Raw genomic sequence first — 20,716 nt, forward strand, 5'->3', positions numbered from 1 at the left:
CGATTAGAAACGTTAGATATTCCCGAAGAAGGACTTTCGGTTCATTTACGTGGGTATGGTTGGGTTTTTGTATTCAAGTTTGTGGCAAAAAATGGCCGCATTGATTACGTGACGACAAACATGGAAAACCCAACACGTGAGCAGGTGCAACACCTTACGGACGCACGTTGGTCAGTCGAGGTCTATCATCGAGAAGTGAAACAAACATGTGGAATAGAGCGTTGTCAGGCATGCACAGGTCGAGCGCAAAGAAATCATATCTTTCTTGCTATTGCAGCTTGGTTTGAACAACACAAACTGCGTACCTCACAAAAAATTACACTGTATCAACAAAACTGGAGTGTTATTAAAAATGCTATTCAGGAGCACATCAAGATCTTAATGCTTCAAGCCGCATGAGCTAAGTGCGAAACTTGTGAAATATAGGGCATTTAGATGTGGCAGCAGGTATTGCCGAATTAATAAAAACGGTTTTGTGTCTCTATCATAAGCAGTTGGTTCCAACGCTGCATTATCAATCTGCGAACAGCAAAATCAATTTTGCTGCCAGCCCTTTTTGTGTCAATACAGTATTAAAACCTTGGATTCAAGATGATTTTCCACGGCGTGCCGGGGTGAGTTCTTTTGGCATTGGTGGCACTAATGCCCATTTGATTCTTGAAGAAGCACCCGCAGAGGCCAAAAAAGAGCGCCAACAGCCTTAACTTTATCCTTTTGCCAAAACGGAATATTGGTTACCCGCGCGAAAAAAAGCCGTAGTTGCCAGACCACCAACTCACGCAAATGGGGTTATTGTTTCTGATCGCGATCTTATGATCTCTGTATTACGGAATCTATGGACATCGTTATTGGGCATTGAGTCGTTTACAAATAATGAGGATTTTTTTGATTTAGGAGGGGATTCACTCGTTGCAGTGCAATTGAATGCGCAATTGCAACGACAATTAGGGGTGCATCTGGAGTTAATGTCCTTAAATCGAATTACTATTGACGGTTTATTGGCATTAATCGAAAAAGAACAAGAAAAAACTGATAAAGCACATTCGCCTGTGGTTTTAACTAAAGCCGGAAACGCACATCAAAAAAAGATTCCATTAGTGCTCATTCATCCAATCGGTGGCGATGTTTATTTTTATCGTGATCTTGCCAAAGCACTCCCTGAAAACTAGGCCGTGTATGCCCTACGCTCGCCATTATTGGATGGGGGCATCCTTTGCCAGCATTGAATCTATGGCAGCTTCGTATCTGCATCATCTGCAGCAATTGGGGTTACAACCCCCGTATATTTTAGGTGGCTCATCGTTTGGTGGTGCAGTAGCATTCGAAATGGCAATACAATTGGCTCAATCAGGACAATCAATACCACTAGTAGTACTTATTGATACCCCGGCTTATACCAATTTACCTAAGTTGATGAACCCAGAAGAGATTCTTATTTATCTGATGCAACATGGATTAGGTAATTTACAGATTTCAATTGCAGAGTTAGAGGCACAAAAAACATTGGAGCAGAAAATAGAGCTCATTGCGAATCGAGCCAAAGACTCAGAGTTAAAAGAATTATTATCCACAGAGTTTTTACCGCTATTTTTACATACTTGGCAAGCACATGGACAGCTTTTGCATCAGTATCAGCCAGAGCCTTATCCTGGTAGAGTACTCTTTTTTGCCCATACTGAGATTATCGATGATTTTCCTTCTGATAAGGAAACGCATTGGCAGAAACTGATTCATGGATCTTTTAAATCTATTTTGGTCCCAGGTACGCATATTACGATGAATGCAGCACCTCATGTACAAGTGATTGCAGATGCTCTCGTATTTGAGCTCAAACAAAGATACTATAGCCGGGAATTATTGGTTGAGGTTGAGGCATGATTGCATTAAATCAATTGGGTATGGCTTATGGCCAACGTCTTCTTTTTTATGATGTAAGCCTGAATTTAAATTCAGGACTTAGCTATGCATTGGTGGGCGCAAATGGTTGCGGAAAATCAACTTTTTTTCGGCTGATTACTGGAGAGGAGGAGTTGACGTCCGGGGAAATTATGATGCCCAAGGATGCCACAATTGGCTGGTTGAAGCAGGATCAATTTCGTTATGAAGATACTTTAATTAAGGATATTGTCTTACAAGGAAAGCCAAAATTATGGCAGGCATTGTCGGAACGTGAAACCTTAATGGCAAGTGATACATGGGATGATGATAAAGGCTTTCGTTTTGCAGCTTTGGAAGAGATTATCGCGCATTATAATGGATATTCGGCGGAAGCAGAGGTTGAAACCATTTTATTAGGTTTAGGGATTGCCAAAGATTATCTGCAAAAGCCACTTAAGGCATTGTCAGGTGGTTATAAATTGCGTGTTTTATTAGCACAAACTTTATTTCAACATCGTTCCATTTTATTACTCGATGAGCCAACAAACCATTTGGATATTTTATCCATTCGTTGGTTAGAGAAGTATTTAAAAAATGAATATCAAGGATTAGTTATCTTTATTTCTCATGATATGGAATTTATTGATAATTTAGCGGATTATATTTTGGATCTTGATTACGGTGAAATAAGGCAATACCGCGGCAATTATGCGCGATTCCTGGCGGAAAAAAATCAGTTGGAAGAGCAAAAAAATCTTGAAAAAAAGAGTGCTGAAGCCAAGATTGCAGAGATGCAAAAATTTGTAGATAAATATAAAGCTAAAGCTTCTAAAGCAGGGCAAGCACGCTCGCGCATGAAGATGATTGAAAAAATTGAAATTCCTGATGTGAAGCACTCTTCCAGGGTTGCACCGCATTTTCATTTTGCACCTAAAAAAATATCTGGAAAACATGTAATTAAAGCAGAAAATTTGAGTAAATCTTACAAAAATAAGACCTTATTCAAGCATCTTGATTTTAAAGTAGACCGCGGTGAAAAAGTAGCAATTATGGGTGTTAATGGAATTGGGAAATCTACCTTAATTAAAATCTTGACAGGAATGGTACAGAGTGATGAAGGCCAGGTTATTTTAGGTCATGAAGTACGTATGAGTTATTTTTCTCAAGATCACCATGAACTACTCAACCGGCATGTGAGTGTCTTTCATTGGTTATCTGACGTAGTGAGCGGTGTGACCGAGCAGCAGATACGTAGGGCACTTGGTCAAATGTTGTTTGTGAAAGAAGATGTAGATAAGGATATTTTATCACTCAGTGGAGGTGAGGCTGCTCGGCTCTTATTGGCTAAGACTATTTTGGAATCACCCAATTTATTAATTCTTGATGAGCCAACGAACCACATGGATTTGGAAACCATAGAGGCTTTGGCGCAGGCTTTGGTTCATTATAGTGGAACGGTTGTTTTTGTCAGCCACAATCGACATTTTGTTGACAAAATTGCAACGAGAATCTTATATTTCGACCCGCAAACAGGTGTTCGTGATTATAAAGGATGTTATGTAGATTTTGCTCAGCATTATATTGGGTAAGTATCCTTATAGAACCATCATTTTGAAGGAGTAATAATGTAAAACCGATTTTTACCATGGTTATTTTTGCTGTCGTTAATCAGTACTTGTGCTGAAGTGGACATTTCCGTGCCTGGATTTCCTCAGATTGCGCAGTTTTTTTAATGTTTCTGAAAGTGTTATTCAAGCGACAATTACCTATAATTTTTTAGGCTATTTTCTTGGGGCTTTGCTCTATGGTCCATTGTCGGATAGTTTTGGTCGAAGAAAGATGATGTTGTTTGGCAATACACAGTTACGCAATCACATGTGGGGATGTAATGATTTCCTGGTGACCGGAGTTTTAAACAATTATGAACGATTATCCTCATTATCATATTTTAAGGTAAACACCTTGATTACAGTTGGAGGGTATGATTTTATTTCACCCACCACATGCAAAAAATATGCGGAATTGATGAGTAGTGCGCAATTGGCGATTATCCAGGGCGCGTCACATAATCCTCATCTAGAACAGCCAAAGTTGTATGCGGAGGTTTTACATTCATGGTTAGACAGTACACAAAGTACTCACCAATAGATTAAAGGAATGAGTTAAGTTTTTTTTAACTGGAACATTACTTGAAGCAATATTTTATACCCTCAATCAATAAGCAATATTTTCAAGATAAAATTGATTCACTTAATCTTGTAGTAAACGATGAATCAATTAGGATTGAATTAAAAAAATTGGCATTGAGAGCCTTGATTTTAGTCTAGCTACATCGGGGGATAAAGAAAAATTAATTATAAAATTTGTGTCAAATGATCCTCAGGGGATGAATGTCATAAACAAAATGTTATCAATAACGGATATAGCAAAATACAGAGTTACCAATGAAAATGAAATCGCTATTACCTTTACACCTAAAAATATTCAAAAATTATTTGAATATTTTACCGAAAAGTATCTGACACCCACCTAAATTTTTTTATTATTTTATAGGGGCGTCAATCCAGGCAGGTAATTCCTTAGAGGGAAGTAGGGGATAATGGTTCTTCGCTTAAAGCGGGCAAAATTGTGTCCTGAAGCGCTAATTTTAAGCTTTTAGTTTTCTCTATGAATGCATCGTCTATTTTTTGGAGTAACTTTTCGCAATTGATAAGCACATTACCTTGAGAAGAAGCAAGCTTTTCTATTTCCTCAATAAGTTGTTCACTAGTGCAAAATATACATTCTGGTTGTGCCTCCGTATTATAAAACATGAAATCATTATGCCTTAGCTTATGGATAAGCAAAGTATGTCCTGACAACTTAAGTCCATTTTTCGTTTCAAAATCATCAAATTGAATCATGGTTCCTGGCGATAAACAATTAAGCTTGTTACTTAATAAACCTTTGCCAAATATAGGTACTCTAGGCGGTGAAGTTAAATCACAGGATTCACTTTTTTTCTTTGTTGGGGCTGCAAATAATGTGTCTTCTACCCTCTGTATAAATTTCATGTTATCTATAAAAGTTACTCTTTCAGAAGCCTTAGCTATATCATCCACTTTTTCACACAGTTGGGTGCCATTGAGAAATCTACATTCGGGGTAATTCGCATCAGGATTAAAAAATAAATACTTGTCAGGCTCTATTTTATTAATAAGCATCGAATGGCCAGTTAAAGGGAGGGCCCAGTTTGTTTCATATGCAACAAATTTAATATATGCCCCATTTTCTAATGAATCCATTTTTTCTTTAAATAACCCCCGATTAATCCCATTTTCCTCGGTGCGCAGATTTTTTTCTTCAGATTTTTTAAAAATATTATAGGGAACAATATTCAGAAAAATAAATTTTAATACTTCGACAAAGGTTACTAAGGAGAGAATATGAGTTTTAGATAAATTTTCCATTTTACTGTAATCAAACTCATGACTATTGGAGTTTTTGAAATTATCAACAAGTAGATCCATGGCTTTAATTGAGCCTACATTCATAATTGTAAAATAATTACAGACTATATCGCTAATCTTACCGCGAAAAAATGGACACTAATTTGTTAAAATATATGAACTAACGAAGAGGTGTTAAGCATGGTAAGGCAATTAAGAAAATACACTAAGGAATTCAAAGAAGAATCGGTAAAATTGGCTATTAGTTATACCAACATAAATAAGGCAGCGAATTATGGCTGGATAAGTATGCAGGAGAAGCAACGAGACAACGAGATACTTTACCGATGTAACGAGATACAAGCGTTGAATCAGCGAGCTTACCAGTTCGGAAGGCAAAATCAATTCCTTGTTGGGTCAAATCCATGAGCTGATCCGTAATTATTAGACGAGTTCTTATTTGAGGATAAAGTGAGTTAAACTCACTTAATAAAGTAGGCAATAATTCTAAGCCAGTGATCTCAGGACAAGTAATTACTAGTTTTCCAGAAGGGGTTTTTGCGTACTCACGCAAATGATTTTCTGCATTCGCAACTTCTTGCAACATGATTTGACAATGTTCAAATAAAATTTTCCCACCAATCGTGAGACTTAAGGATCTGGTCGTTCTTTTGAATAGCTTAATACCAAGAACACTTTCCAGTTGTGATATTTTTTGACTGACCCAGGCTTTAGAGATACCGGCTTCAAGTGCTGCTTGGGTAAAACTTTGATTTTTTACTACCAAAGCAAAAATTGCTAAATCGTTTAGATTCAATTGATTGTTTATCATAGTGAACAATATGTTTTGATTTTTCTATCTAATCAATTAATTGGCTAATCTATACCATTAACTCCTGATCTACAACTTCAAGGAGCGATAATGCAGTTTATTTTATTTTTAATTTGTTCATTATTTATTAACCCTATATGTGCCAAGGTGATTGATTATGAGATGGATAGTTTTGCAGACATTGCAAATTTATATGAGGGGGTACGAAGTGAGCCTCGATCAACCTTACTGGTTTTTGATTTAGATGACACTTTAATTACCATGACGCAACCATTAGGCAGTGTGGGGTGGTGGGATTGGCAATCGGAATTACAAAAAACCGGAAAGGATCCTGAAAAATTATTTACTGCTGATTACCAACAATTGGTACGTATCCAAAATATCTTGTTTCAATTAATCAAAATGGAGGTTACTGATAAATACGTATTGCCTTTCCTTAATAATGCCACAGCTCAAGGTACAATTATTATGGGATTAACTGCTCGTGGCAAAGAACATTTAAGTGCAACAATGATGCAACTTAGGGACAATAATTTTACAGTTGGTGATAAATTATTGTTTCAAGAAAAAGGACTGAAATTTAAAAACAATAAAACATCAATCGCCGATAGTTTTCATTGTCCGCAATTCAGTAAAGAGGTTATTTATCAACGAGGTATTATGTTTCTTGATGGAGAAGATAAAGGACAGGCATTACTGTGTGCATTATCCAAAATAAAAACAGAGATTAAAACTATTATTTTTGTTGATGATGCAAAAAGAAATAGTGCATCAATAGATAAAGCGTTTGCCAATCATAACGATTTATTGGTATTGAATATTCTTTATACCAAAGAAAATGCCAAAGAGTTAGAAATTCAGAGTATTCCACTCCTACAACAGCAGCTCTTTGAACAGTGGAGTCAAATTAAAAATCATCTAAACGATAGTATCGTGCAGTCGAATTTCTAAAGAAAAATAATGGAATGACAATGCTCACCTTTCCGCACAAACCAGGGAAAAGGTGTCTCAGCATTTAATTGGCATTAAAAAGTTTTATCGCAAAAGAATCTTTAGGATACTCCGTTTTTTCTCGCATATGTTCCAGACTGGAAAAGAAATTAAATGTCCAATTTCGATCTTGGTAACTCGCTGTATATAGCCCTGTTGTTGTACCCGCATCACGCTCAAGAAATCCCTTTTCAGATTCTGAATTTGCAATATTGACCAAGGCGTGAATTGGATTGGAGGCATCTTTTTTAACCAGGCAAACACCCTGATTTAAACCTATATCTTCAAAATCACAATTAATGATGTTGAATTTTTTTTTGCTGGTCAAAGCACGAACCAGTAATTGAATATCAGCAACTTGGGTGCTTACTTTAATTTCAAATACAGCTTTCTCTTTATTATAAAGAATACTGACATTGTTCTTACTTAATGTGTCATCATATTCATGCAAAAGATATAAGAGTGCCTTTTTTTCGCGTTGGACATTCATTTTTTTAGCATGGCACTTTAATTGGATCAGATACATCACGTTCTGTTTTGTTTTGGGTTCAAGTTCTGATTCGAAATCGTCAACCCCATCCTGCATCGCGATTACATGTTCTGTTGAGGCCAAACAAGAGATGGGTAAGGTAGGTGCTTTATTGAGTCTCGTAATCAGAAGATGATCTTTATCTATTTTTCGTTTTTTGACCATTGACGAATTTACATCAATTTTTTTTCCCTTAAACAAATAAGCTGAATAACCTGATTCACGCGTTGTTCGAGGAGGGTTAGTCGTATGTTTTTCCATATACCTATCGATTTTTCTTTGCTCATCTTCGTTTTTTATAAGAACAATTTTTTTGCTGATTTCTTTGTAATAGTGTTGTTCATACTTGCTTAACTCATGTTTTCTTTTCATGCAAATCTCTCGATTAAAATAAATCAAAAAGAACAATAATTGTGCATAAGTGTAATGTAATGAGATTAAGAATTTATTAAGAACGATTTTATTAGTTTTATGGGATACGAGTAAGGTAATGGCAGTGGCCTAAATGAGATCTTCAATGAGGCTATTGGTATAAATTACCACTGAGTGGAGAAATTCCCTAATTATTTATAGGGAATTTAGAAGATGTTTAAATGGAAGTTACGGTTTTTACTGGGCTACAAAACCACCATCAATACTGAATAATGAGCCTGTAATAAATGAGGACTTTTCTGACAGTAAAAATTCCACCAGATTGGCAACTTCTGTTGCCGTACCCACCCGCGAGATAGGTTGTGCTAATTTTAATGATTCATAAATTTTTTCCCTGGGAATCCCCGATTTAGATGAGTAAGCACTGACAGCAGTGTGGTATAAGGGTGTTTCAATGGTTCCTGGGCATATGCAATTGATTCTAATATTATATTTTGCATAATCAATAGCTGTGCTTTTAGTCAATTGAGCTATAGCAGCTTTGGTTGCTCCATAGATCGAGCTTTCTCCTTTACCAATAAGAGACTGATCCGAGCCAGTTAAAACAATAGCACCACTATTTTGCCTTTTCATAACCGGAATTGTACATTTAAGGGCGTAATAAATTCCTTTCAAATTGATATTGATGACCCTATCCAAATCTTCAACTGAAGTATCTTCTAAATTTGCAAATAAATGGATACCTGCATTTGCAAATAATAAATCGATTTTATTTTCACGGGAAATAATATTCTGGAATGCTTTTTCTACTTCTGGGAATACGGATATATCACAAGGAACATAATGAATTAAAGAATGGCTATGCGTGGGCTTATTTATGTCCAAATTATAAACTTGAGCCCCTTTCTCTGCTAAAAGAGCCGCCGTAGCCTGGCCAATTCCTGTGGAGCCACCTGTTACAACAAAAATTTGTTTTGAAAACATGTTCTATCTCCAAAGATAATTAAGATTAGATTTGTTCTTTTTTCAATGTACCACCGAATGAAAAAATTATTCTATCTTAATTGAAGTATATTGAATTTATTGATCAAGATTGGTGACAAATATCTATTTTGATAATACTTTAATCATGGTTTTTTCAAGTTTTTTGTAAGAGACAAAGTTCTCTATTTACATTTAATAATAAGAAACATATGATGTCGCCCTAATTAAAGTGAGGCACTATTTTTGTTGGAAATCCCGGGCAAATATTCTAACTCTAAATTAGGATCAACCTGTTTCTAACATGACAGAAGTAATAAGGATTTGTAACCCGGATTAGACTGGGAAAAGCTGTCAATTTGTAAGTTGTATATCAACTTTTGCTTTGCTCTCTGTATGCTAATGACTGAAATTTTTTTAGGAAATAAAAAAGATCATGTCACAATTATTGCAGAGGCAATCTAGATTGGATGTAGCTGCTATAACTAATTCACTCCTAAATCTCATTACTCCTATACCTCTATATTGATATTTAACCTTAGTTGTGTTGCGTAAGGATGCCAGAATGCAAAGATTACGAATTGCTCAGTTATTCATCACATTGTCCGTTTTTTTAGTCATGGCCATGGCTCATGCAGGAAACCCTGTATGGACATTTGCACCTGTTGCAGGCTTCCCACCGACTGTGACAGTGGATAAAATGGGTAGTGCCACGGTTAAATATACAGTAACAAACCAATCAAGTAGAAAGCACACCCTGGTGATGTTGCCTCAACGAGGAATAAGCCAGGTTCAACCGTGTCAATTGGCACCTAAGGGTACCTGTACGCTCACTTTGATCGTCAATGGAAGTCTTGTCCCTCCTTCTGGTATTTCAGGTGGCCCCGCTCTTTGCCAGGCCAAATCTAATGGATCCCCCAATCCTAATCAATGCTATCGTCCAAGCCAAGGCAATGAACTGAATATTAAGACAGCAACTATACCAGGAGCACCTACTCAAGTAACTGCGGTGGCAGGGGTTGCTTCTGCATCGGTGAGCTGGGTAGCGCCAAGTGATAATGGGGGTTCTCCCATAATTTCATATACGGTGGTTTCCAATCCCCAGGGCTATACATGCAAAACATCAGGATTAACGTGTACGGTTCAGGGATTAACCAATGGAACAACTTACACTTTCAGAGTCTCTGCTACTAATGTGATAGGAACAGGCCCTTTATCAAGTCCATCAAATCCAGTGACACCCGGTATTTATACAATTACCCCAAGCGCGGGAGCAAATGGGACTATTTCACCCAATAGCCCACAAACAGTAATTTATGGTGATAATATTACATTTCTTGCTACTCCGAGCACAGGTTATACAGTCAGTGGCTGGACTGTAGACGGCGCTCCTTATACAGCCTGCCATAGAAGTACAACATGCCAATTAACCAATGTGTCTGCTGATCATACGATTGCAGTCAATTTTACCAAGAAGATCTTAATTGTTAGGCCAAGGGGTGGGGCGCATGGCAGTATTTCGCCAAACACATTACAACCTGTAGCTTATGGAGGCGACATTACCTTCACCGGAATACCCGATACGGGTTATATAGTGAAGGGTTGGAGAGTAGATGGTGTTCCCTATCCTGCATGTGGTGCAAGTCCAACATGTCAATTAAAGAATGTGACCACCAGCCATCTGATAGCTGTCAGTTTTGTGAAACAAAGATTCACGATTACGCCGAGCGCAGGAACAAACGGAACTATTTCACCTGATACAAAGCAAATTGTAGCCTATGGTGGGAATAGTCCAATATTTACAGCGACTCCAAGTACCGGTTACGTTGTTAGTGGCTGGACATTAGATGGTGCCCCGTACGCGGCATGTAGTACCAAGACGACGTGCCAAATAACGAATGTGACTGCTAATCATGCGATTGCAGTCAGTTTTGCTCAGGAAACATTCAGCATTACGCCGAGCTCAGGGGCAAACGGAACTATTTCACCCAATACCATCCAGACTGTAGTTTATGGTGATGACATCGCCTTCACGGCTACTCCAGATGCGGGGTATATCGTTGCAGGTTGGAGCCTGGATGGTGCTGCTTATGCGGCGTGTGGTACGGATACTACGTGCCAATTAGCCAACGTCCAAGCTAACCATACAATTGCCGTTAGTTTCACTCAGCAAACCTTTAGCATCAGCCCAAGTGCAGGGGCAAATGGGACTATTTCACCAGATACAGAACAAATTGTAACCTATGGTGCGAATAGTCCAATATTTACAGCGGCTCCAAGTACTGGTTATGTTGTTAGTGGTTGGACATTAGATGGCGCCCCGTATACAGCATGTGGTACAGATACAATGTGCCAATTAACGAATGTGACCGCTGATCATGCGATTGCGGTCAGTTTTGCGCAGGAAACATTCAGCATTACACCAAGCTCAGGGGCAAACGGAAACATTTCACCCAATACAACTCAGACCGTAGCTTATGGAAATAACATTACGTTCACCGCGAGCCCAAATACTGGTTATGCTGTGGGTGGTTGGACTGTGGATGGAACCTCTTATGCAGCATGTGGTACGAATACAACGTGCCAATTAACCGATGTGCAAGCCAACCACACAATTGCAGTCAGTTTTGTTCAGCAAACCTTTAGCATTACCCCCAGTTCGGGAGCAAACGGAAGCATTAACCCCGACACCATCCAAACGGTAGCTTATGGTAACGACATTAGCTTTACTGCAGCACCGAGTACTGGTTATGAGGTGAGTAGCTGGACGGTAGATGGTAGTCCTTATGACACCTGTGGTACAAATACTACGTGTGAACTATCTAATGTGACTGCAGATCATACGATTGCGGTCAGTTTTACTCAAAAGACGTTTTTTATTCTACCAAGAGGCGGGGCAAATGGAGCTATTTCCCCCAGCACCTTACAAACGGTGGTTTATGGTGCAGACAGTACGACATTCACTGCAATTCCGAATACGGGTTACGTGGTGAGTGGTTGGAGGGTAGATGGTGTTCCCTATGATGTGTGTGGCACCAATACAACGTGTCAATTAACCAATGTAACTGCCAATCATATAATTACAGTACGCTTTACTCAGGAGACATTCACAATTACGCCGAGTGCGGGAACAAATGGGACTATTTCACCCTCCGACCCAACATCGGTAAATTATGGAGATAATATAAGCTTCACTGCGACTCCGAGTACAGGTTATGTTGTTAGTGGATGGACATTAGATGGCGCACCCTATGCAGCATGTGGCACAGGTACTTCGTGTCAATTAACGAATGTGACCGCTGATCATACGATCGCGGTTAGTTTTACTCAGCAAACGTTTAGCATTGCCCCAAGTTCAGGTGCAAACGGAAGTATTTCACCTGATACAGTCCAAACCGTAACATATGATTCAGATAGTCCAATATTCACTGCGACTCCGGATACTGGCTATGATGTGGAGGGATGGACTGTAGATGGTGTTTCTTACGGAGCATGTGGTACGAATACAACCTGCCAATTAACCAATGTGCAAGCCAATCACACAATTGCAGTCAGTTTTGTTCAGCAAACCTTTAGCATCAGCCCCAATGCAGGAGCAAATGGAAGCATTGACCCCAACACCATTCAAACGGTAGCTTATGGTAACGACATCAGCTTCACTGCAATACCGAATACCGGTTATAAGGTTAGTGGCTGGTTAGTCGATAATGTTGCTTATGCTGAGTGTGGAACGAATACCACCTGCCAATTGGCTGATGTAACTGCAGATCATACGATTGAGGTAAGTTTTACTCAAGAAACGTTTTTTATTCTGCCAAGAGGTGGGGCAAATGGAACTATTTCTCCCAGCACCTTACAAACGGTAGTTTATGGTGCAGACAGCACCACATTCACTGCGGCGCCGAATACGGGTTATGTAGTTAGTGGTTGGAGGGTAGATGGTGTTCCCTATGATGTGTGTGGCACCAATACAACGTGTCAATTAACCAATGTAACTGCCAATCATATAATTACTGTACGCTTTACTCAGGAGACATTCACGATTACGCCGAGTGCGGGAGCAAATGGGACTATTTCACCCTCCGACCCAACAACTGTAGTTTATGGAAGTAACATCACATTCACTGCGACTCCAAACACCGGTTATGCTGTTAGTGGTTGGACATTAGATGGTGTACCCTATGCAGCATGTGGTACCAATGCATCGTGCCAATTAAGCAATGTACAATCTGATCAATCAATAGCAGTCAGTTTTATTCAAACATTTACTGTTAGTCCAAGTGCCGGTGCAAATGGAACTATATCACCCGGCACAGACCAAACCGTAATCGCAGGAGATGACATTACTTTTACAGCAACTCCAGATGCAAGCTACAATGTGGCTGGATGGACTGTTGATGGAGTAGCTTATGCTCCATGTGCTACCAATACAACGTGTCAATTAACCAATGTGACTGCAGATCATGAGATTGCGGTCAGTTTTAATCAAACGTTCATTATTACGCCCAGTGCAGGCGCTAATGGGACTATTTCGCCAAACACGCCACAAGCCGTAACTGCTGGTGCAGATAGCCCCACTTTTACTGCATCTCCAGATGCAGGCTTTACAGTCACTGGTTGGACCGTGGATGGTACTGCTTATCCGGCATGTGGAACGGATACGAGCTGTCAATTAAACAATGTACAAGCTAATCATACAATTGCAGTTAGTTTTGTTGAAACCTTCACGATTACTCCGAGTGCGGGAGCAAACGGAAGCATTTCTCCAAACACAGTGCAAACTGTAAACTCAGGGGATAGCATCACTTTCACTGCAACCCCGGACACTGGTTCTATTATTAGCGGTTGGACCGTAGATGGTTCTGCTTATCCAACATGTGGTACGAGTACAACCTGTGAATTAAGCAATATATCTGCCAATCATACGATTGCAGTCAGTTTTATCCAAACGTTCACGATTACACCGAGTGCGGGAGAAAATGGGAGTATTTCTCCAGACACAGTACAAACTGTAAACTCTGGAGATAATATTTCATTTACAGCGACTCCAAATACTGGCTATGAGGTCAGTGGCTGGTTAGTAGATAACGTCGCTTATCCAACCTGTGGAGCGAATACGACGTGTCAATTAACTGACATTAGTTCCAATCATACGATTACGGTAAATTTTGCCCAGCAGGCGCTTACGGTTACCTCCAGTGCAGGAGCAAATGGAAGCATTACACCGGCCGGTGCGACCCAGGTACCTTATGGCGAGAATGTAAGCTTCACGGCAACTCCAAGCACAGGCTATGTAGTGAGCAACTGGATGGTAGATGGAGTTTCTTATGACTCGTGCGGTGCAGATCAAGTATGTGATTTAACTAACGTGACCACTGCTCATACGATAGTGGTCAATTTTGTGCAGCAGACATTCAATGTTACGCCCAGTGCAGGAACAAATGGAGCTATTGACCCTGATTCAGTTCAAACGATAGCCTATGGTGGAAGTGTCACCTTTACAGCGAGTCCTAACGTAGGCTACGAAGTAAGTGAATGGCAGGTAAATGGAGCCCGTTATGATGGGTGTGGAACGAGCACGGCCTGTGAATTAACCAACATCACTTCTAATCAGACGATTACGGTCAATTTTGCGTCGCAGACGTTTACAGTTACCTCAAATGCGGGCGCCAATGGAAGCATTACACCAAACGGCACCACCACGGTAGTTTATGGTGAGAATGCAAGCTTTACGGCAACTCCGAGCACTGGTTATGAGGTCAGTGAATGGCTGGTAAATGGAGCTACTTATTCAGCGTGTGGAACGAGCACGACCTGTGAATTAACCAACATTACTTCTAATCAGACGATTACGGTCAATTTTGCATCGCAGACGTTTACGGTTAGTTCAAATGCAGGCGCCAATGGAAGCATTACACCAGACGGCATAACCCAGGTCGTTTATGGTGAGAGTGCAAGCTTTACGGCAACTCCAAATACTGGCTACGAAGTCAGTGAATGGCAGGTAAATGGAGCCCGTTATGATGGGTGTGGAACGAGTACAACCTGTGAATTAACCAACATTACTTCTAATCAGACGATTACGGTCAATTTTGCGCTGCAGACGTTTACGGTTACCTCAAGTGCGGGAGCAAATGGGAGCATTACACCAGACGGAACTACCCAGGTTGCTTATGGTGCGAATCTAAGCTTCACAGCAACTCCAAGCACAGGCTATGTAGTGAGCAACTGGATGGTAGATGGAGTTTCTTATGACTCGTGTGGTGCAGATCAAGTATGTGAATTAACTAACGTGACCACTGCTCATACGATAGTGGTTAATTTTGTGCAGCAGACATTCAGTGTTACGCCCAGTGCAGGAACAAACGGAGCTATTGACCCTGATTCAGTTCAAACGATAGCTTATGGTGGAAGTGTCACCTTTACAGCGAGTCCTAACGTAGGCTACGAAGTAAGTGAATGGCAGGTAAATGGAGCCCGTTATGATGGGTGTGGATCGAGCACGGCCTGTGAATTAACCAACATCACTTCTAATCAGACGATTACGGTCAATTTTGCGTCGCAGACGTTTACAGTTACCTCAAATGCGGGCGCCAATGGAAGCATTACACCAAACGGCACCACCACGGTAGTTTATGGTGAGAATGCAAGCTTTACGGCAACTCCGAGCACTGGTTATGAGGTCAGTGAATGGCTGGTAAATGGAGCTACTTATTCAGCGTGTGGAACGAGCACGACCTGTGAATTAACCAACATTACTTCTAATCAGACGATTACGGTCAATTTTGCATCGCAGACGTTTACGGTTAGTTCAAATGCAGGCGCCAATGGAAGCATTACACCAGACGGCATAACCCAGGTCGTTTATGGTGAGAGTGCAAGCTTTACGGCAACTCCAAATACTGGCTACGAAGTCAGTGAATGGCAGGTAAATGGAGCCCGTTATGATGGGTGTGGAACGAGTACAACCTGTGAATTAACCAACATTACTTCTAATCAGACGATTACGGTCAATTTTGCGCTGCAGACGTTTACGGTTACCTCAAATGCGGGCGCCAATGGAAGCATTTCACCAGACGGCACAACCCCGGTTGTTTATGGTGAGAATGCAAGCTTTACGGCAACTCCAAATACTGGCTATGAAGTCAGTGAATGGCAGGTAAATGGAGCCCGTTATGATGTGTGCGGAACGTATACGACCTGTGAATTAACCAACATTACTTCTAATCAGACAATTACGGTTAATTTTGCACTGCAGACGTTTACGGTTACACCCCAGGCAGGAGAAAATGGAAGCATTATGCCATCTAGCCCGGTACAGGTAAGTTATGATGGTAACTATACCTTTACAGCGAGCCCTAACCAAGGCTACGAAGTGAGTGAATGGCAGGTAAATGGAGCCCGTTATGATGCTTGTGGAACAAGTACGACATGTCAATTAACCAACATCACCTCAGATCAAACGATTACGGTCAATTTTGTGTCACAAACCTTTACGGTTACCTCAAATGCAGGAGCAAATGGAACCATTACACCAGATGGCACAACCCAGGTACTATATGGCGAGGATGCAACCTTCACTGCGGCTGCGACGACTACTGGCTATGTCGTCAGTGAATGGCTGGTAAATGGAGTGCGTTATGATGCGTGCGGTACAGATACAGTATGCGTATTAACCAACGTTACTTCTAATCAGACGATTACCGTAAATTTTGTCTTGGAACAGTTCACGATTATCCCGATTTCCGGCGGGAATGGAGCAATTTACCCAAATACACCCGAGCAAGTTGCTTATGGAGCAAATAGTTCGGTATATAGTGCAAATCCAGATACTGGTTATACGGTTAGTGGTTGGGTATTAGATAGCTCTACTGCAGTGTGCGGCACGAATTCAACGTGCCAATTAACTAATGTGACCGCTAATCACACACTCACTGTCAATTTTATCCAAACGTTTACCGTCACCTCGAGTGCAGGTGCTAATGGAAGCATTGACCCAGCTGGCGAGACTCAGGTTAGTTCTGGTGGAAATATAACGTTCACTGCAACCCCGTCCTCGGGTTATGTAGTCAATAAGTGGCAGGTAAATGGCTCTGATTACGCAGCGTGCGGCAAAGATACCACCTGTCAGTTAACTAATGTGACTAGTAATCAAACTATTTTCGTCAGTTTTATCCAAAGTACTACAATTTCAGTTAAAGGGTCTCCGCTATTACTGACCCCAAATACAACGGGATATCTGACGGTAACAAATAATGGTTCAGTAACAGCAATAGATGTTCAGGCAACATTACCTCCTGATCTAGCCGCTGATGTGACTCAAAATGCCAGTAACTGTGTTTCTCTTGCTTCTAAAAGTAGTTGTTATTTGCAATTTACTTCAAATGCGCAAGTGCATTCAGCAACAACCATTACGATTGCTGGAACAAATACCAATTCGGTTAATGCAACTTTGAGTGTGGCAGTTCCTTATGTAGCGAATGATATTGTTTATGCGACAGTGCTGGATAAAGTGAATAATATTATCTACATAGGTGGCGACTTTACACAAGTTGGGCCGAATACGGGTTTTGGTGTTCCAGTAGACATCCATAAGGGCTTATTCGAAACAGTTTATCCCTCTGTCAATGGACCTGTGCTTTCTGTGGTATCGGATGGCTTTGGTGGCTGGTATATTGGCGGTAATTTTAGTCAGGTAGGTGGAGTTGAACGTGATAATCTTGCCCATATACTCCATGATGGTAGTCTGGATTTAAGCTGGGAGCCCAAAGTAAACGGTGCTGTACATGTTCTTAAGCTCAGTAATAATACACTGTTTGCGGGTGGACGCTTTACGAGCATTAATGGGCAAGAACGTTTTCATATTGCAGCGCTGGATGCGTATACCGGCTATCCCACTTCATGGAGCCCTAATGTTGATGGAACTGTTTATGCACTTGCGGTTACTGAGGGTAGTGTTTATCTGGGAGGAGATTTTACAAGTATTAATGGACAACCGCGAAAAAATATAGCCACTGTGGATGTGGATACAGCTAAACTAAGATCATGGAGTCCCAATGCGGACAGAAAAGTAACAAGTCTTCTATTAGGTGATCATGGTGTTTATGTCGGTGGAGACTTTACAGTTATTGGGAAACAAAATCGTAACCATCTTGCAGAAATTGATGCATATAGCGGGTTGGCAACTTCATGGAATCCGAACGCGAATAAGCCGGTAAAAAGCTTAATATTTGGTGCTAATATGATTTATGCTGGCGGCGAGTTTACCTCTATAGGCGGACAAAACCGTAACCATATTGCAGCCATTGATATTAGAAGTGGATTGGCCAATTCATGGAATCCAAATGCGGATGAGTCTGTCAATAGTCTCTTATTAGGCGATAATATGATTTACGCTGGAGGAGACTTTACCGCCATTGGGGGACAAAATCGTAATCATATTGCAGCACTTGATATTAACACGGGTACAGCTAACTCTTGGAAACTGAATGCTGATCGAAGTGTGGATACTTTGGCGATGAGTGGCAGTACGGTTTATTTAGGAGGCAAATTTAGTAGCCTCGCTGCGGTGACTCGAAATCATGCTGCTGCTATTAGTGCTGATAGCGGTGAGGTGACCTCATGGAATCCAAACCTTAATGGTACAGTAAAGACCCTTTTCCTAAGCGGTAATCAAGTTTATATAGGTGGGGAATTCAATGTTGTTGGTACATCCCCTAATCAATCGGTAATTTATTATATTACACGTGTGAGTACCAGCGATGCTGTTGCAGATCCTTTTTGGCATCCGAATCCTGATGGCGCAGTAAATTCTGTTGTGGTTGGTGCCAATGCTGTTTATATAGGAGGACTCTTCAGCAAAATCACCCTTAACAATGCCACCCGTAATGGTATTGCAGCACTTGATATAGGCGGGAATGGTGGTGCCCAACAAAACTGGAATGCAAATCTTTCCGGGGCACAAATTTACAGTATCGTCGTCAGTGATCAGGTTTATTTTGGAGGATTTTATTTTACCCCAAGTTTACAACAAAAATTTATTGGGGCAGCAAGTCTTACAACGGGCGCGCTTAACTCTACTTGGAGTGTCAACGCGAATGATATCGTGAGATCTCTTGCCTTGAATGGAAGTACAATGTACTTAGGCGGCGACTTCACTACTATCAGTGGTGCTGATGCTAACAACAATACGATTCAATATGATCGCAATTATATAGCAGCGGTAAGTACGAGTGGTAAAGGTATTGTTACAGCTTGGAATCCTGATGCTGATGATGCTGTCTATGCGCTTGCATTAAGTGATAATACACTTTATGCAGCGGGGGCCTTTTCCAATATTGGTTCAAAAAGTCGTTCAGGTATTGCTGCGTTAAATGCTGACACGAATAGCACTGGCAGCGCTACTTCATGGACTGCCAATCTTCTTTTACCCGGTATTGGTTATGCAATTGCATTAAGTGATAGCACTGTCTACATAGGCGGTGATTTTAATAGTGTAGGCGGTTCTCAATCGAGTAATTTTGCGATTGTTCCTATGAGGCTTCCATCGCCCTAGCACTCAAAATATGAGGTAAGCTCCTTGAGCTTACCTTCTTTTCGCTACCTTGGCGAATCATGTCAACTCTGCCGAATTTATCCATATGGTCCCTATTTTCAGTGACTATTTGAGCATCGTTTCCTGGCCATGCTTTTTGACCTTCCTATTTATAGGCAAAATTGATTTTATATTGCAAAAATAGCGATTCTGTAAAACATTTAGTAAAATAATTAGATAAGATCGTTATGTTTTTAGAGGTGAATCATAAAATATCAGCTTGAGTAAGTGACAACACCCAAAAAGAGCTCACTGGATATGAGAATTCAATATATCTTGGTAGTATTCAACGAGAGGAATTATTCTAATGATTGCAGAAAAATTGAACATCAAGTTTGATATTGAGCGCATTCAAAATTATTTTAATAAATACGTCAAGCATCTGGAACCCGTCCAACAAAATGAAATGTTTGGTGGTTGGAGTATTCTTAGTACAAGTGGTGATTATCGAGATGGTTTTCAACAAACAGAAGAGCGTTTCTACATTGTCGATCAGGTTAGTGGCGAATATAAATTTGATTATGAAAGAGCCAATCGTGAAATAGGTTATACGTGGCCAAAGATGCATATTAATCCTACTCAAGTAGGTACTGAATACATCGCTGAGATTATCGATACTATTTACCAATTGGGACTACAACCTCATCATGCTCGATGGACACGGATTTCGCCACACGGAACTACAATTTGGCATCGCGATACATGGGAAAATTCCTATAAAGTCCGGTTGCATATTCCTGTGATCACGAATCCTGCGTGTAAATTCGAAACTGAAGAAGGTGCCTTTCACATGCCAGCCGACGGTTTTTGTTATCTTGTTGCGGTAAATTGTTTACACAAAGCATACAACCATGGCAATGAGGATCGTATACATATCATTATGGATGTGATTGATGATGTGGGAATCAGCAAATATCACCGTACCGCCAATAACCGGCTAACAAATAAACGTTTTATCAATGGGCCTATTTCTCGAGTAATTAAAAAAATTTGGGGTTCTTAGCCCCGTGATAATTTCAAGAATTGATGATCTTATCGCGATTAGAATTTATTAGCTGAGGCGTAGATCCATTGACCTAAGTTTTTTTCATTTTCGCGAAAGTGGAAATCCA

Annotated in this window: 13 protein-coding genes; 9 read left to right on the forward strand and 4 right to left on the reverse strand. The window is 40.4% G+C overall.

Annotated features, from left to right (window positions below; translation table 11 throughout):
• The 6 genes from EKG34_RS16225 to EKG34_RS16250 form a co-directional block, all read left to right on the forward strand.
• On the forward strand, positions 1 to 399 hold a 399-nt coding region (locus EKG34_RS16225), incomplete at its 5' end, for a transposase (protein WP_165391553.1).
• Between the two features lie 38 nt (positions 400 to 437).
• Positions 438 to 704 (forward strand): ketoacyl-synthetase C-terminal extension domain-containing protein, encoded by a 267-nt coding sequence (locus tag EKG34_RS16230; protein WP_004450519.1) that lies wholly within the window; start codon positions 438 to 440, stop codon positions 702 to 704.
• A gap of 108 nt (positions 705 to 812) precedes the next feature.
• Entirely contained in the window at positions 813 to 1,169 is a 357-nt protein-coding gene (locus EKG34_RS16235; RefSeq protein WP_080619944.1) for a phosphopantetheine-binding protein, read from the forward strand.
• Between the two features lie 7 nt (positions 1,170 to 1,176).
• Entirely contained in the window at positions 1,177 to 1,878 is a 702-nt protein-coding gene (locus EKG34_RS16240) for a thioesterase domain-containing protein (RefSeq protein ID WP_004450515.1), read from the forward strand.
• Entirely contained in the window at positions 1,875 to 3,467 is a 1,593-nt protein-coding gene (locus EKG34_RS16245; RefSeq protein WP_004450513.1) for an ABC-F family ATP-binding cassette domain-containing protein, read from the forward strand. The genes EKG34_RS16240 and EKG34_RS16245 overlap by 4 nt, the downstream gene beginning before the upstream one ends.
• A 127-nt stretch (positions 3,468 to 3,594) precedes the next feature.
• The gene (locus EKG34_RS16250; RefSeq protein WP_004450511.1) at positions 3,595 to 4,026 is read left to right on the forward strand and encodes an alpha/beta fold hydrolase; all 432 of its coding nucleotides are present in this window, start codon (positions 3,595 to 3,597) and stop codon (positions 4,024 to 4,026) included.
• A 431-nt stretch (positions 4,027 to 4,457) separates the two neighbouring features.
• Here the strand turns inward: EKG34_RS16250 and EKG34_RS16255 are convergent, their stop codons facing one another.
• Together EKG34_RS16255 and EKG34_RS16260 are read right to left on the reverse strand one after the other, a co-directional pair.
• Positions 4,458 to 5,387 carry a hypothetical protein gene (locus EKG34_RS16255; protein WP_012979460.1) on the reverse strand — a complete coding sequence of 310 codons (930 nt, stop codon included), beginning with the start codon at positions 5,385 to 5,387 and terminating at the stop codon, positions 4,458 to 4,460.
• Positions 5,388 to 5,568: 181 nt separating this feature from the next.
• Complete coding sequence (locus tag EKG34_RS16260; protein WP_004450507.1) at positions 5,569 to 6,138, reverse strand: LysR family transcriptional regulator; 570 nt, start codon at positions 6,136 to 6,138, stop codon at positions 5,569 to 5,571.
• Positions 6,139 to 6,228: 90 nt separating this feature from the next.
• Here EKG34_RS16260 and EKG34_RS16265 point away from each other — a divergent pair, with 90 nt between their 5' ends.
• Positions 6,229 to 7,089: a DUF2608 domain-containing protein gene (locus EKG34_RS16265; protein ID WP_004450506.1), complete on the forward strand. Its 861-nt coding sequence runs from the start codon at positions 6,229 to 6,231 to the stop codon at positions 7,087 to 7,089.
• Positions 7,090 to 7,153: 64 nt separating this feature from the next.
• Here EKG34_RS16265 and EKG34_RS16270 read toward each other — a convergent pair whose 3' ends face one another.
• Both EKG34_RS16270 and EKG34_RS16275 read right to left on the reverse strand, forming a co-directional pair.
• A complete protein-coding gene (locus EKG34_RS16270) occupies positions 7,154 to 8,029 on the reverse strand; it encodes a hypothetical protein (RefSeq protein ID WP_004450505.1) in 876 nt (291 codons plus the stop codon).
• A gap of 237 nt (positions 8,030 to 8,266) precedes the next feature.
• Complete coding sequence (locus EKG34_RS16275; protein ID WP_004450504.1) at positions 8,267 to 9,013, reverse strand: SDR family NAD(P)-dependent oxidoreductase; 747 nt, start codon at positions 9,011 to 9,013, stop codon at positions 8,267 to 8,269.
• Between the two features lie 562 nt (positions 9,014 to 9,575).
• On the opposite strand from EKG34_RS16275, the gene EKG34_RS16280 reads away from it, so the two are divergent.
• Positions 9,576 to 19,565: an InlB B-repeat-containing protein gene (locus EKG34_RS16280; RefSeq protein ID WP_012979459.1), complete on the forward strand. Its 9,990-nt coding sequence runs from the start codon at positions 9,576 to 9,578 to the stop codon at positions 19,563 to 19,565.
• 346 nt (positions 19,566 to 19,911) lie between these two features.
• Positions 19,912 to 20,607, forward strand: coding sequence for an aspartyl/asparaginyl beta-hydroxylase domain-containing protein (locus EKG34_RS16285; RefSeq protein WP_003634867.1), 696 nt, complete (start codon positions 19,912 to 19,914; stop codon positions 20,605 to 20,607).
• Positions 20,608 to 20,716 lie beyond the last annotated feature (109 nt).

Origin of the sequence: Legionella longbeachae (assembly GCF_004283175.1) — a bacterium.
Taxonomy (GTDB): Bacteria; Pseudomonadota; Gammaproteobacteria; order Legionellales; family Legionellaceae; genus Legionella; species Legionella longbeachae.

Bases quoted from the DNA above. Each gene is read 5' to 3' on its own strand.
- EKG34_RS16235 (WP_080619944.1), top strand. From the start codon at position 813: ATGATCTCTGTATTACGGAATCTATGGACATCGTTATTGGGCATTGAG.
- EKG34_RS16240 (WP_004450515.1), top strand. From the start codon at position 1,177: ATGCCCTACGCTCGCCATTATTGGATGGGGGCATCCTTTGCCAGCATT.
- EKG34_RS16245 (WP_004450513.1), top strand. From the start codon at position 1,875: ATGATTGCATTAAATCAATTGGGTATGGCTTATGGCCAACGTCTTCTT.
- EKG34_RS16255 (WP_012979460.1), bottom strand. From the start codon at position 5,387: ATGGATCTACTTGTTGATAATTTCAAAAACTCCAATAGTCATGAGTTT.
- EKG34_RS16260 (WP_004450507.1), bottom strand. From the start codon at position 6,138: ATGATAAACAATCAATTGAATCTAAACGATTTAGCAATTTTTGCTTTG.
- EKG34_RS16265 (WP_004450506.1), top strand. From the start codon at position 6,229: ATGCAGTTTATTTTATTTTTAATTTGTTCATTATTTATTAACCCTATA.
- EKG34_RS16270 (WP_004450505.1), bottom strand. From the start codon at position 8,029: ATGAAAAGAAAACATGAGTTAAGCAAGTATGAACAACACTATTACAAA.
- EKG34_RS16275 (WP_004450504.1), bottom strand. From the start codon at position 9,013: ATGTTTTCAAAACAAATTTTTGTTGTAACAGGTGGCTCCACAGGAATT.
- EKG34_RS16280 (WP_012979459.1), top strand. From the start codon at position 9,576: ATGCAAAGATTACGAATTGCTCAGTTATTCATCACATTGTCCGTTTTT.
- EKG34_RS16285 (WP_003634867.1), top strand. From the start codon at position 19,912: ATGATTGCAGAAAAATTGAACATCAAGTTTGATATTGAGCGCATTCAA.